The 13,634-nt window shown below is 36.9% G+C and carries 16 protein-coding genes; 13 read left to right on the forward strand and 3 right to left on the reverse strand.

Annotated elements, in window-relative coordinates:
• The first annotated feature begins 19 nt into the window (after positions 1-19).
• A complete protein-coding gene (locus EMTOL_RS10365; RefSeq protein ID WP_015029233.1) occupies positions 20-1,948 on the forward strand; it encodes a c-type cytochrome in 1,929 nt (642 codons plus the stop codon).
• A gap of 203 nt (positions 1,949-2,151) precedes the next feature.
• Here EMTOL_RS10365 and EMTOL_RS10370 read toward each other — a convergent pair whose 3' ends face one another.
• Positions 2,152-2,832, reverse strand: a complete 681-nt coding sequence (locus EMTOL_RS10370) for a head GIN domain-containing protein (RefSeq protein WP_015029234.1) — start codon at positions 2,830-2,832, stop codon at positions 2,152-2,154.
• A 186-nt stretch (positions 2,833-3,018) separates the two neighbouring features.
• Here EMTOL_RS10370 and EMTOL_RS10375 point away from each other — a divergent pair, with 186 nt between their 5' ends.
• Complete coding sequence (locus EMTOL_RS10375; protein ID WP_041693514.1) at positions 3,019-3,474, forward strand: nuclear transport factor 2 family protein; 456 nt, start codon at positions 3,019-3,021, stop codon at positions 3,472-3,474.
• A 66-nt stretch (positions 3,475-3,540) separates the two neighbouring features.
• Here the strand turns inward: EMTOL_RS10375 and EMTOL_RS10380 are convergent, their stop codons facing one another.
• Positions 3,541-4,827, reverse strand: coding sequence for an amidohydrolase (locus EMTOL_RS10380; protein WP_015029236.1), 1,287 nt, complete (start codon positions 4,825-4,827; stop codon positions 3,541-3,543).
• A gap of 275 nt (positions 4,828-5,102) precedes the next feature.
• On the opposite strand from EMTOL_RS10380, the gene EMTOL_RS10385 reads away from it, so the two are divergent.
• The 11 genes from EMTOL_RS10385 (at position 5,103) to EMTOL_RS10435 (ending at position 13,020) form a co-directional block, all read left to right on the forward strand.
• Positions 5,103-5,720 (forward strand): inorganic pyrophosphatase, encoded by a 618-nt coding sequence (locus EMTOL_RS10385; RefSeq protein ID WP_015029237.1) that lies wholly within the window; start codon positions 5,103-5,105, stop codon positions 5,718-5,720.
• Between the two features lie 237 nt (positions 5,721-5,957).
• Positions 5,958-7,280 carry a pseudouridine synthase gene (locus tag EMTOL_RS10390; protein WP_015029238.1) on the forward strand — a complete coding sequence of 441 codons (1,323 nt, stop codon included), beginning with the start codon at positions 5,958-5,960 and terminating at the stop codon, positions 7,278-7,280.
• A gap of 246 nt (positions 7,281-7,526) precedes the next feature.
• Positions 7,527-8,357 carry a phosphosulfolactate synthase gene (locus EMTOL_RS10395; RefSeq protein ID WP_015029239.1) on the forward strand — a complete coding sequence of 277 codons (831 nt, stop codon included), beginning with the start codon at positions 7,527-7,529 and terminating at the stop codon, positions 8,355-8,357.
• 77 nt (positions 8,358-8,434) lie between these two features.
• Complete coding sequence (locus tag EMTOL_RS10400; protein ID WP_015029240.1) at positions 8,435-8,818, forward strand: four helix bundle protein; 384 nt, start codon at positions 8,435-8,437, stop codon at positions 8,816-8,818.
• Between the two features lie 42 nt (positions 8,819-8,860).
• Positions 8,861-9,505, forward strand: coding sequence for a VTT domain-containing protein (locus EMTOL_RS10405; protein WP_015029241.1), 645 nt, complete (start codon positions 8,861-8,863; stop codon positions 9,503-9,505).
• 74 nt (positions 9,506-9,579) lie between these two features.
• Entirely contained in the window at positions 9,580-10,323 is a 744-nt protein-coding gene (locus EMTOL_RS10410) for a shikimate dehydrogenase family protein (RefSeq protein ID WP_015029242.1), read from the forward strand.
• Between the two features lie 125 nt (positions 10,324-10,448).
• Positions 10,449-10,874: a hypothetical protein gene (locus tag EMTOL_RS10415; RefSeq protein ID WP_015029243.1), complete on the forward strand. Its 426-nt coding sequence runs from the start codon at positions 10,449-10,451 to the stop codon at positions 10,872-10,874.
• A 91-nt stretch (positions 10,875-10,965) separates the two neighbouring features.
• Complete coding sequence (locus tag EMTOL_RS10420) at positions 10,966-11,286, forward strand: (2Fe-2S) ferredoxin domain-containing protein (protein ID WP_015029244.1); 321 nt, start codon at positions 10,966-10,968, stop codon at positions 11,284-11,286.
• Between the two features lies 1 nt (position 11,287).
• Positions 11,288-11,989, forward strand: coding sequence for a YjjG family noncanonical pyrimidine nucleotidase (locus EMTOL_RS10425; RefSeq protein ID WP_229235544.1), 702 nt, complete (start codon positions 11,288-11,290; stop codon positions 11,987-11,989).
• 81 nt (positions 11,990-12,070) lie between these two features.
• A complete protein-coding gene (locus EMTOL_RS10430) occupies positions 12,071-12,532 on the forward strand; it encodes a YdeI/OmpD-associated family protein (RefSeq protein WP_015029246.1) in 462 nt (153 codons plus the stop codon).
• A 5-nt stretch (positions 12,533-12,537) separates the two neighbouring features.
• Positions 12,538-13,020, forward strand: a complete 483-nt coding sequence (locus EMTOL_RS10435) for a DinB family protein (RefSeq protein ID WP_015029247.1) — start codon at positions 12,538-12,540, stop codon at positions 13,018-13,020.
• Positions 13,021-13,083: 63 nt separating this feature from the next.
• Here EMTOL_RS10435 and EMTOL_RS10440 read toward each other — a convergent pair whose 3' ends face one another.
• A complete protein-coding gene (locus tag EMTOL_RS10440; RefSeq protein WP_015029248.1) occupies positions 13,084-13,626 on the reverse strand; it encodes an NADPH-dependent FMN reductase in 543 nt (180 codons plus the stop codon).
• Positions 13,627-13,634 lie beyond the last annotated feature (8 nt).

Genomic DNA, 13,634 nt, shown 5'->3' on the forward strand with positions numbered 1-13,634 from the left:
TTTTAATTAAAAAGACTATATGAAAAATATCATAAAAATATTTATTTCACTCATGACGTTTTCGAGCGTATTTGCTCAAAATTCGGCCGAAAACGACTATTATCGTATGATTACCCTGCCTGTTCCTGAGGGTATGCTTTTAGAAGTAGGAGGTATTACTACCATGCCTACTGGTGATGTGGCTTTGGCAACTCGTCGTGGCGATATTTGGATTATTAATAACCCAAATATGACTGGTGGTACTGCACCCTACTACCGTAAATTTGCAAGTGGTTTGCACGAAATATTGGGTTTAGTTTATAAAAATGGTTCATTCTACTGTGCTCAACGTGGTGAACTTACGAAACTGACTGATAAAAATGGCGATGGCCGTGCTGATGCTTACGAAACGGTGTGTAACTTGCCTATTTCGGGGCATTACCATGAATATACTTTCGGACCAAAAGTTTTGCCAGATGGTTCGATGATTGTAACTGGTAATGTGGCTTTTGGAGATGAAGAATGGTGGAGAGGTGAAAGTCGTCGTCCGTGGAGAGGCTGGGCTGTGAAGATTTCAGAAGATGGAAAATTAGAGCCTTATGCAACTGGCATGCGTTCGCCGTGTGGAATTGGTATGATTGATGGCGAATTTTGGTACGGAGATAATCAAGGCGATTGGATGGGTTCAGGCTTTATTGCTCAAGTAAATAAAGGAGATTTCATGGGACATCCTGCGGGTTTACGTTGGACAAGCGAGCCAAATTCGCCTGTAAAACTTACAACTGAGCAATTATATGCTAAAGTGAACCCGCGTAAAGATAAAGATGCCAATGGCTATTATATTAAGCCAGAAAATATTGAAAGCGAGCGTGGAACTTACCTTTTTGAGTTGAAAAAAGATTTCCCAGAACTTAAACTTCCTGCGGTTTGGTTGCCACATGGAGTGTTAGGGATTTCTACGTCTGAAATTATAAAAGATGAAACTAACGGAGGCTTTGGCCCATTTGCTGGACAAGTTTTCGTGGGAGACCAAGGAAAAAGTAATATCACACGTGTTTATCTTGAGAAAGTAAACGGGCAGTTTCAAGGAGCAGCTTTCCCTTTCAGAGAAGGTTTTCAATCTGGAATTTTACGTATGGTTTTTGCTGGTGATGGTTCTATGTTTGTGGGCGAAACCAACCGTGGTTGGGGTTCGGCAGGAAATACAACGGCTGGTGTAGAACGCTTAGTTTGGACAGGTAAAATGCCTTTCGAAATGAAAACAATGAAAGCCATGCCCGATGGTTTTGAAATAGAGTTTACAAAACCTGTAAATAAAGCTACTGCGGCTGATTTCAAAAGCTACCAAATTCGTAGTTTTACTTACAAATACCACCCTGTTTATGGTAGTCCAACAGTTGACGAGAAATTCTTGACGGTTAAAGGTTTGAAGGTTTCAGAAGATGGCATGAAAGTAAGATTATTGGTTGATGGTTTACGTCAATACTATATTCACGAACTAAAAGCCGATGGATTGAAAGATACTGATGGGAAGAATCTATTGCATAGTTTGGCTTTCTACACATTAAATAATATTCCGAGTGGAGAAAAAATGACTGGTTTTGTACCTCGCCCGACAAACCTTAAAACTAACACAGAGAAAACAACTGAAGTTAAACTTACCACACCAGATGATGTAAATGCAAAGAAAACCGCTGCTGCGGCAAAAGTAGTACCTACATTCGATGAAGTTAAACCATTGCTTCAAAAACACACTTGTGTAGCATGTCATCAAGCGGATAAACGTTTGGTTGGCCCAGCCTTTAAAGATGTGGCGAAAAGAAAATACTCAGAGGCTAAAATTGTAGAGTTAATCTATAAGCCACAACCAAAAAACTGGCCTGATTATGCTACCGAAATGGCTCCAATGCCGCAAGTACCGAAAGGCGATGCTTTAAAAATTGCTGCTTGGATAAATTCATTAAAGTAAAATATCCAATAAACACAAACATGAGATATCCCGAATTTAGTTATAGAAATGATTCATTGCTGTTTTAATGGACGGATGTTTAGGTAAAAACAAATTTGACTTTAGTCTAATATTAAGTTTGACTAAGGTCAAATTTGTTTTTTTTCATTAATTCGTCAGCTAAAACAGAAGAGGTTAACTCTTGTTTGTTTGGTATAAGTATACTAATTCATCGATTTCACCGAACCTGCACCTGAAGTGCTAGATTTAACAGATGCGGCTCCTTTATAGCGAATGCTACTTGCTCCACTGGCATCGGCCATAAGTTTCCCCGTAACGAATATTTTTACATCACTTGCCCCAGATGCTTCAATATTAGCCGTTGTGGTTTTAAAATCAAATAGGTTAATGTTTGATGCCCCCGAAACATCGGCATTTAGGGTTTGTCCATTTCCGACAACTTTAAGACTTGAAGCCCCAGAGCAATCTAAATTTAAGGCAGCGGCATTGATACTAAAATTGGCTACTGATGCCCCTGAAATCTCAATCGACATTTTATCGTTGCTAAATCCTGTAACAGTCGATTTTGATGCTCCTGAAAACTCTACACCACTTAGTTTAGGCATGGTAATATTGACGTAAACTTCTTGTCGGTTTTTATTATTTCCCCAGTTCGACGGATAATGTAGTTCTAGCGTGCCATTATTCACTGCAGCAATAATTTCCTTAACATCCTTTTCTCGTCCACTTATATCAACTTTATAGGAATTTCCTTGATTGACTGTTATAATGAAGGCACTACCCATATCAAGTTTGTTAAAGTTTTGTAGGTTGAATGAGCGTTTGTAATCTTGAGCGAAACTATAGCTATTGATTAATAAGATTATTGCAAAGAGTTTTTTCATGCTATTTTGTTTATGGTTTAATCATTAGATGTATAAAAAATAGAAATGTTGCATGAAGGTATAAATAAAATTATTACTTAATAGACTAAAGCCTTGAGATAGTGAAGTTTGCGAAGGAAAGTAAAAAATTACTTAAATAGATAGTTTTTTGTATTTTTGGGCTAAATCATCATTAAAAAAATTGTTATGAAAAAACTATTAACTATTTTACTCTTCATGGGAGCGTCTCAACTCTTCGCCCAAACTGACGAACAATTAATAAAGGCAACCATTAATCAAGTTTTTGATGGTATGCGAAAAAATGATTCAAGTATGGTACGTGAAGTTTTGCATCCTTCGTGTTTTTTGAAATCAATCGGAAAAACAAAAACTGGAGAAGTAAAGCTACAAGAAGATGCAATTTTGATGTGGCTCAAACAAATTGGCACAAAACGAGAAGGAGTAATTTTAGATGAAAGACTGACAAGTTATGATATTAAAATTGATGGAGAAATGGCTATGGCTTGGACTCCGTATGAGTTTTACGTGAATGATAAATTTAACCATTGCGGAGTAGATGTATTTACCTTGATGAAAACAGATAAGGGCTGGAAAATTGTAGGAATTGTTGATACTCGAAGGAAAGAAAATTGTGTAAAATAAAAATATCCCTGAAAGTCCCTTCGAAGATTGAAGGGTTTTCAGGGATAACCGTATAAAAATCTAAATTTACTTCTTCTCGAAATAATCCACCGTTAAATGACATAATGCCTTTACGCCAAGTCCTAATCCACTATCATCGATGATAAAATCAGGTGTATGATGTGGTGCTGCTACCTTACTACCTACTGGTCTTCCACCTAAAAAGAAGAAAAACGCTGGCACTTTTTTGCCAAAAAAGCTAAAATCTTCTGCACCAGTGGCCAAAGGAGCTTGTAAAATATTGCTTTTGCCAGCTAAAGCAGTAAGTGTCGGAACCATTTTTTCGGTCAATGTTGGGTCATTGTAGGTAACAGGAACACCGATATTAATTTTTAAATCGGCTGTAGCACCTGCACTTTCGGCAATATTTGTGGCAATTTCCTGCATTCTTCTATGGATAAGTTGCTGTTGTGCCTCACTAAATGTACGAATCGTGCCAATCAATGTTGCTTCTTCTGGAATAATATTACTTCTAATACCCGAATTAAAAGCTCCAACCGTTACGATTGCAGGATTATCGGTAATATCAACATTACGACTGATGATGGTTTGAAATGCCATCACAATTTGTGAGCCAGTTGTAATGGGGTCTATGCCGCTCCACGGGCTAGCACCGTGTGTTTGCTTACCTTTGATTTTAAGGGTATAAGTATCTGCAGCTGCCATCTCAGGGCCAGAACGGTATCTGATTTGACCGACATCAGTCAAAGAATTAATGTGCAGGCCAAACGCAACATCAACTTTTGGATTTTCCATTACACCTTGTTTGATCATTAGGTAGGCTCCTCCTTCTTCCCCAGCAGGAGCACCTTCTTCTGCTGGTTGGAAACAAAACTTAACCGTTCCTGCCAATTCATTTTTCATAGAAGAAAGTACTTCTGCTACACCCATTAAAATTGCCACGTGCGTATCGTGTCCGCAAGCGTGCATAACACCCGTTTTTTGATTGTTATATTCTGTTACTACGTTTGATTTGTAAGGCAAATCGTTACGTTCGGTTACAGGTAAGGCATCCATATCTGCTCTTAATAATACACATGGCCCTGGCTTGCCACCTTTCAATACTCCAACAACACCCGTGTATGCTACTTTTTCTTGAACTTCAATGCCAAGAGATTTGAGATGTGCAGCAATTTTTTCGGCGGTTTTAAATTCACGATTCCCTAATTCTGGGTTTTGGTGAATATCTCTTCGCCAAGTGATTACCTTTGAATCAATGGCATCGGTTTTTGCATTGATTTTAGTTTTTAAAGAACTTTGACCGAAACTACAAAGAGTAGTAAGCGGAAGAGCCAGAAGGAGCAGTTTTTTCATTAGTGTTTTTAATTATTGATAAAATTTAGGTAAATGTTTGTAAGAATACAAGATGTTTCTTTTTCAAACTTACAGATTCTTTGAAACCTTTAAAAACTACTAGCGAAATTTTTATTTTTGAATGTTTATAGTCAAATTATAGTTGCGTTTAAAATTAAGTAAAACTACTTATGGCAAAAATATAAGCTATATTGTCTGTGTGTTAATATCGTTATTTACATTTGCCAAATCCTTCATTATTGCGTTTCTTTGCTTAAAATTAGAATTATTAGAACATGAAACCAGTTTACAAAGCACACCCGTGGCACGGGATTTCGGCAGGCGAAAACGCTCCGGAAAAAGTAACAGTATTTGTCGAAATAGTACCTTCTGATACCATTAAGTATGAAGTTGATAAAGAATCGGGTTATTTGAAAATTGACCGTCCACAAAAGTATTCAAACATCATCCCATCACTTTACGGATTTATTCCACAAACCTATTGCGGAGAAGAAGTAGCGAAATTAGCTCGTGAGCGTGGAACTGACAAAGTACTCGAAGGCGATGGCGACCCACTTGATATTTGCGTATTATCGAGCCACCATATTCCTCATGGCGATATTTTATTACAAGCAATTCCGATTGGTGGACTATGTCTATTAGATAAAGGTGAAGCTGATGATAAAATTATTGCGGTTTTAGTTGCTGACCCAATTTACCAGAAATATACTGATATCAGCGAATTGCCTGAAGCTATCATTACGCGTTTGAGACACTATTTCTTGACTTACAAGAGTTTACCAGACGAGAAGAATGCTATTGAAATCTCGAATGTTTATGGCCGTGAAGATGCACAGGAGGTAATCCGTAAATCAATGCTAGATTACCGTGATTTAATCTTCAAACCAATTTAATATTTGGACTAATTAGTTTTTGGCAGTGGATAATTCCTGCTAAAAACTAATCAACCACAATTTCCCTCTATTCAACCTTATATATCCATCTTGTTCACAAGGAAATATGTTTCTTGGGGTTATTCTTCTTTGGCCAATCTAAGTGTTAAATTTTCATCTTCTCTTTTTATTGTTGAAGCAAATTCGTACCTTTGCGGTTGATAATCAATAAATTACAGCAGTGATGCTGAAAGTCAAATGAAAAATAACAGACCAAGAACAGAAGAAAGAGAGAAATCTTTCGCCAAAAAAGAAAACACACGTAGTGGCTTTGGCGAAAAAAGAAGAGAGTTTGATAGTAAGCCTTCGTTTAAGAAAAGAGAAGAAGGTGGAGCTAAGTTTGAGGAGAAAAAAAGACCCTTCGGCGAGAAAAAAACATTTTCAAGCGAACGCTCATTTCAGCGTAAAGATGAAAAACCAGAGCGTAAATCGTTTAGTGGTGAGCGTAACTTCCAACGCCGCGATAATACCGCCGACAGCCAACCAGTTAGAGAAAGAAAAGTATTTTCAGATAGACCTAAAGCATCTAATGATGAACGTCCATTCAAACCGTTCAAGAAAGTAGATGATAGCGGCCGCCCGACCTCAAACGACCGTAAGTTTGCTTTTTCGCCTGATAAGCCTCGTTTTCAGAAAAATGAGCCTTATAAGCCATTCAAAAAAGATAAGCCTAATCGTTTCGAATTAAAAGAAAATCAAGCGAATGCTTCAAAAGGCGATGCTCCAAATTATGACTTAGAGCGTTTGAAGAGTAGACTTCCTGAAAAAGTACAACGCAAAGTACAAAAAGAAGAGAAAGAAGCAGGAAAAGACGAGTTAATCAGATTGAATCGCTATATTTCAAACGCAGGAATCGCCTCACGCCGTGATGCCGATGAGCTTATTGCTTCTGGGCAAATTACCGTAAATGGTAAGGTTGTGAGCGAAATGGGTTATAAAGTAAAACCAACCGATGTTGTAAAATACGGAAAGAAAATCTTGAATCGTGAGAAACTGGTTTATGTTTTATTGAATAAACCGAAAGATTTCATCACGACTACTGAAGACCCAAATGAGCGTAAAACTGTGATGGATTTAGTAAAAAACGCTTGTCCAGAACGTATTTACCCAGTAGGCCGCCTCGATAGAAATACGACGGGTTTATTGTTATTGACCAATGATGGCGAATTGGCTGAAAAGCTTTCGCATCCTTCTAACGAAATCAAGAAAATATACCAAGTAGAGCTAAATAAACCAATCAGCGACGAAGATTTTGATAAAATCTCAAATGGTATTGAGTTGGAAGATGGTTTCATTAAACCTGATGAATTGGCCATTGTAACACCTGATGCAGAGGTAGTAGGAATCAAGATTCATAGTGGTAAAAACCGTATCGTACGTAGAATTTTCGAAAGCTTGGGCTACGAAGTCATGAAACTCGACCGCACCACGTATGCTGGCCTCGATAAAAAAGATTTACCAAGAAGTAAATGGCGTTTTTTGACTGAAAAAGAGGTGATTCGCTTGAAGTATATGCTCTAAGAATTTAGGCAAGTACTTGCATGAAATATAATTATTTTAAGTTTTGAAAAATATTAAATTAATAAAGCCTGTGAGATTTCTTCACAGGTTTTTTGTTTTTCAGTGCTAAAAAATGCTGTTTCGCACTAAAAAAGCGATACTTCAGATTTTCTAATGTAGAATTGACTACTTAAACCGAAATTGTCATATACCCTTACAACAAAATTCATTATCTTTGCCCATGTTTCTCATATAATCGTAAAGTAGATGATAAATAATTATAGCTTAAACCATGTTCCCAAACGCACGACTAAACCTCGTGAATCAGGCTTAACAATGGTGATGGATAAAGGACTTAGTATCCGTGAAGTTGAAGATATGTTAGATATTTCTGCTCCACACATTGATATTGTAAAGCTTGGCTGGGCCACTTCATTCGTAACACCAAATCTAAAAGATAAAGTAAAAGTGTATCAAGATGCGGGTATTCCGGTTTATTTCGGGGGAACGCTCTTTGAAGCTTTCTTGGTTCGTGACCAATTTGAAGATTATCTACGTGTGCTTGACCAATACGGGCTTGAGCATGCAGAGGTTTCTGATGGCTCGATTGAAATTTCGAGTGAAGAAAAATGTAAATACATCAATATTCTATCGAAACGTGCGAAGGTTCTTTCAGAGGTTGGTTCGAAAGATGCTGAAAAGATTTTTGCTCCCTACAAATGGATTCAAATGATGCAAGCTGAGCTAGATGCAGGTGCATGGAAAGTAATTGGTGAAGCTCGTGAAGGAGGTAATGTCGGTCTTTTCCGTAGTAGTGGTGAAGTACGTCAAGGCTTGGTTGATGAAATTATTCATGCCATTCCTGCCGAAAAAATCATTTGGGAGGCACCACAGAAATCTCAACAAGTATATTTCGTGAAATTGGTAGGTTCAAATGTTAACCTCGGAAATATTGCTCCAAATGAAGTAATTCCACTCGAAACTATCCGTATCGGACTTCGTGGTGATACTTTCGCTCACTTTTTACCAGAAAAAACAAAGAAACGTTTCAAACTCGGCAAATACAGCAGCGACCGCCGCATTACGCAAGACGAGTAAAAGAGTTCTGAGTTTTGAATTCTGAATGCTGAGTGTTTTGAAGCTGATATTGAATTCTTATTTACTATTTCTGTTTTATGAAAAGTACCGAAAGTATTATTGAGCAGAAATCTTTTCGTTTTGCTGTGAGAATCATTAACTTTTATAATTTTTTGCAGGAAAATGCCAAAGAATATGTTCTTTCAAAGCAAGTATTAAGAAGCGGCACTTCAATAGGAGCAAATGTAAGTGAAGCACTTTCTTCAGAATCCACTACCGACTTTATACATAAATTAGGAATAGCAGCGAAAGAAGTAAGAGAGACATCTTATTGGCTTCGTTTGTTGAGCGAAACAAAATTCATAGATGAAAAGTCGTTTAGCTCAATTCATGAAGAATGTAAAGAACTATTAAAAATCATCAATAGTATTATTTTAACTACAAAACAAAAACAAGAGAACAAGAGAAAGAAATCAGAATAGTTATCACTCTGAATTCAGAACTCAAAACTCAGCACTCTTATCATGGAATTCATTCACTTTATTTTAGATTTTCTAAAAGACCCACTAACTACGCTCCAGTGGTTTTTATCTGAGTACGATAAGCTTACTTACGCCATATTGTTTCTGATTATTTTTGTAGAAACTGGGCTAATCATTATGCCACTTTTACCAGGCGACTCGCTTCTTTTTGCAGTAGGGTTGTTGGCTTCTACAACAGGTCAGTTAGACATTGCTTTTGTAATTCCGTTGATGATTTTAGCGGCTCTTTTGGGCGATAATGTGAATTATTTTGTTGGAAAAAACTTCAGTAATTATATCAAATCGCGTGATAAAATTTTATTCTTGAAACGTGAATACATAACAAAAACTGAAGAGTTTTACGAAAAAAATGGAGGTAAAGCTGTAATTATTGCTCGTTTTATGCCAATTATCCGTACAATTGCCCCATTTGTGGCTGGTGCAGGAAGTATGAAATACATGAAATACATTACTTTTTGTGTGTTGGGTGCGGTGCTTTGGGTAACAAGTATTACCCTTATGGGTTATTTTTTAGGCTCTAATGAATGGGTGAAACATAACTTCGAGAAAGTAGTTTTAGGAATCGTATTTGTTTCGGTTCTACCAATGATTATTGGAATCTTAAAGGCACAATTTGCTAAAAAATAAAATATATCATCATTGTCGTTTTGCCGACTCCGCCAGTTTATTAAAATTGGCGGATTTATTTTTTCTATTCAACCATGAATCTTTACGCATTAATCGGTTATCCGCTTGGGCACTCGTTTTCGAAGAAATATTTCACCGAAAAATTTGCCAATATGGGTCTTTCGGAAACACATCAATATACGCTTTTTGAAATTCCCGATATTCAAGAATTTCCTGCTTTGATTAAATCTCAGCCAGACTTGAAAGGTATGAACGTGACCATTCCGCACAAACAAGCTGTAATGCCATTTTTAGATGGTTTAGATGCTTCTGCCGAGAAAGTAGGTGCCGTAAATGTCATTAAGTTTATGGCAGATGGAAAGTTAATTGGCTATAATTCGGATTATTATGGTTTTAAAACTTCGCTTGAAGACTTCTTAGCTGAAACTAATATTCCGAGTATCAAAGCTTTGGTATTAGGTAATGGCGGAGCAGGAAAAGCAGTGGTTGCGGCATTAAAAGATTTAGAAATTAGCTATAAAACTGTTTCACGCACGAAATCAGACGAAAATATTGGTTATGATGATATCCCAGAAATTATTGCTGATTATCAGTTAATTATCAACTGTTCTCCTGTTGGTACTTACCCAAAATCAGATCAATGTCCTGATATTCCTTATGATGCATTAACTGAAAATCATTATTTATATGATTTAGTGTATAATCCGTTAGAAACATTATTTTTGCAAAAAGGCCGAGAGAAAGGTGCGAAAACCCACAATGGTCTTCCGATGCTTCATCTACAAGCTGAGAAAGCCTGGGAAGTATGGAATTCATAGTGTATTTGAGTAGGGGAAAAGTATTTTTGAAATGTCCTAGAAAAAATGTGTGCAACTATTTGATTAATAATATCATCTCGTAAGTATCCGTTTAAATTATAAACCACTGTCAATTTCAAAATTTTATGAAAACAACAATGAAATTCTTGTTTGTGATGTTGTCGTTGATGGCAAGTACAGTTTTTGCTTCTAATGCCGATTTAGAATTTAAAGCCGTAAAAGTTGAAGACGAATTTGCGAAAGTAAATGAGCTCGAGCAATATTTGGCCGCACATCCAAACATGACTTATGAACAAGTAAAACAAGCAAAACCAGAGCTTTTAGAAGGTGTTGACCTCATTTCGAACACAAATACTAATTTAGCTCCAACAAAAGATATGCCTCTAGTGGGTGGTTTTTGGTGGGGATGTTGCCTTGGCGTTATTGGTTTGGCATTGGTGTATTTTATCACCGACCACGATAAAGAACAAGTTCGTATGGCATTTTGGGGGTGTATTATCGCAACAATCATTTGGGGTGTAGGTGGCCTTTGGAATCCATTTGGCTGGTAATATTCCAACAAAAAAATAACAGGAACGCCACAAAGTTTTTCTTAACTTTGTGGCGTTCCTGTTTTAAAATATATCATAAAAGAAAACAACAATGAAATTCAAAAAGCACGTTTTTATTTGCACAAACGATAAAGAAGCTCCAAAAAAATGCTGTGGAAGCGAAAGAGGCATGGCCTTGGTTGATACTTTCAAAGAAGAATTAAAAGAGCGTGGTTTGCTAACTGAAATCAGAGCACAAAAGTCTGGATGTTTAGATACTTGTGCGTTTGGCCCATCGGTAGTAGTTTATCCAGAAGGTGTTTGGTATGGTAATGTACAACCATCAGATGTGAAAGAAATTGTAGAAAACCACTTAATAAACAACCAACCTGTTGAGCGTTTACAACTAAAATTTGCTCCAAAAGAAGCATAAAATGATGAAGTACAAGCACCTTTTCTTCGACCTCGATCATACGCTTTGGGATTTCGAACGCAATTCAGCTGAATGTCTAGCTGATATTTATGAAGTTTTCAATTTCAAAGGCCTCAATATTAGTAGTTTAGATGCTTTTCAGCAAGAATTTTCGGTAGTGAATAAAAACTATTGGAGTATGCTTGAGCAGAATCTTATTACGCACGAAGAACTTCGCCGTCGTCGTTTTCAAGAAACTTTAGAGAACCTAGGAGCAAAAGATATTGAGAAAACTTTTGGTTTGGAAATCAACGAATATTTCTTGGGTTTACTTCCAAAAAAAGCTCATTTGATAGAGGGAGCCGTTGAGGTGCTTGAATATCTTCTACCTAAATATGAATTGCATATCATTAGTAACGGTTGGCAGGATATTCAGCTAAATAAAATGAAAAGCTCTGAAATACATCATTATTTCGGCGAAGTAATTACAAATGAATTAGCTGGAACTCGAAAGCCCGACCCACGAATTTTTGATTATGCCATTGGTAAAACGCAAGCCAACCTTGCCGAAAGTCTGATGATTGGTGATAATTACGAAGCCGATATACTCGGAGCGATGAATGCTAAGATGGATACTGTTTTTTATAACCCAGAAGAGCTTCCAACTGGACAAAAACCAACTTTTGAGATAAAAAAACTTATAGAATTGAAAGATTTTTTGTAATTGTTTTATTCAGTGTGAAAAATAATAAAATCCTATGTTTCCTTAGCAACTGAATTTATTCAGTTAATAATGCACAAGATTATGAAAACAAAAATCGAATACGAAGCTATTATCGAAAAAGACCAAGACCATAATGGCTCATATTGTGACATACCCTTTGATGTTTTTGAAACCTTCGGTAAGAAAAGAGTCAAGATAAAAGCCATGATTGATGCAGTTGAATACCGTGGCTTATTAATTCCAATGGGTGGGAAATATGGGCTTTTTATGAATAAAGAAGTAAGAGACAAAGTTGGAAAAACCTACGGCGATACTGTACATATTACAATTGAAGAAGATACCGAACCCCGTGTAGTAGAAATACCCCAAGACTTGCTCGAAGCCATGCTAGCGGCTGATGTGAAGCCTTTCTTCGATAGTTTATCATTCACGCATCAAAAAGAATATGTTCAATGGATTTTGGAGGCGAAAAAAGAAGAAACTCGCCAGAATCGACTTGTAAAAGCTATTGAAATGATGCAGAATAAAATCAAAACCCGCTAATTTTCATGCAAGAAACTGCCCAAAGCCTACGGAAAACCCTTGATTTTGTGTTGCCACACCTTCACGCCATTAATGATGGAGATGCGAGTATTAAGCCTTTTCCTCATAAATGGTCGAAGAAAGAGATATTGGGGCATTTGATAGATTCTGCTTGTAATAATCAACAAAAATTTGTTCGAATGATGGCACAACCTCACGTAGATTTCGTGGGTTATGCACAAGATTTTTGGGTACAAGAGCAACACTATAATCAAGCTTCGTGGAAACAACTGATTGACTTATGGTATGCTTATAATCAGCATATTGCACATATTATTGCTCATGTAAATCCTGATTTTTTAGATAATACAATCACCATCAATGGTGTTGGGCTCTTTAAATTAGGATTTATTATGAAAGATTATGCCGAGCATCTGAAACACCATTTAAAGGCTATTTTGCCTGATATTGGCCTTGAAAGTAGCTTTGCGAATGTATATAATGCTTAGTTTAAAGTAAAAAAGGGCAAAATAGCTTAAAACTATTTTGCCCAGATATAGCGTTCTAAATTGTTATTTCACCAACTTTTCAGCCAGCCATAAATATTCTTTTATAAAAACTTCAATTTGTTTCAAGAATCCCTCATCTAGCAAATTTCCTTCTGCATCGAATTTTTTATCGACAAGCGGAGTGATAAGCATTTGTGGCGAAACGATTCCGAATAAAGCCCCAACTAATAAAAGCATTTGCTGACTTGCCCGCATACCGCCCATCGCACCTACTGAGGCCGTTACAATACCAAAAGGTTTATGGCTTTGTTTTGGAAAATGGTCGAGTAAGTTTTTTAATGCAGGCGAATAACCACCATTAAATTCTGGAGTTACCAAAATAAATGCATCGGCCGAAAAAACTCTTTCGCCCAAACTTTTCCATTCAGCAGGAACTGCTTCGATTGAGGTCCATACTTTCTGAATAGCGGGCAGCGGAAAATCTCTGACATCGAGCAAATTTACCTCGTGTGTGGCGGTTTCGGATAAGTATTTTTGTAAAAACTGAGCAACTCTCACCGTAATGCTTTCGTGTCGGGGGCTTCCCGAAATAATTTCAATTTTCATAATTTCTT

Origin of the sequence: Emticicia oligotrophica DSM 17448 (assembly GCF_000263195.1) — a bacterium.
In the GTDB taxonomy this organism is placed as follows: Bacteria; Bacteroidota; Bacteroidia; order Cytophagales; family Spirosomataceae; genus Emticicia; species Emticicia oligotrophica.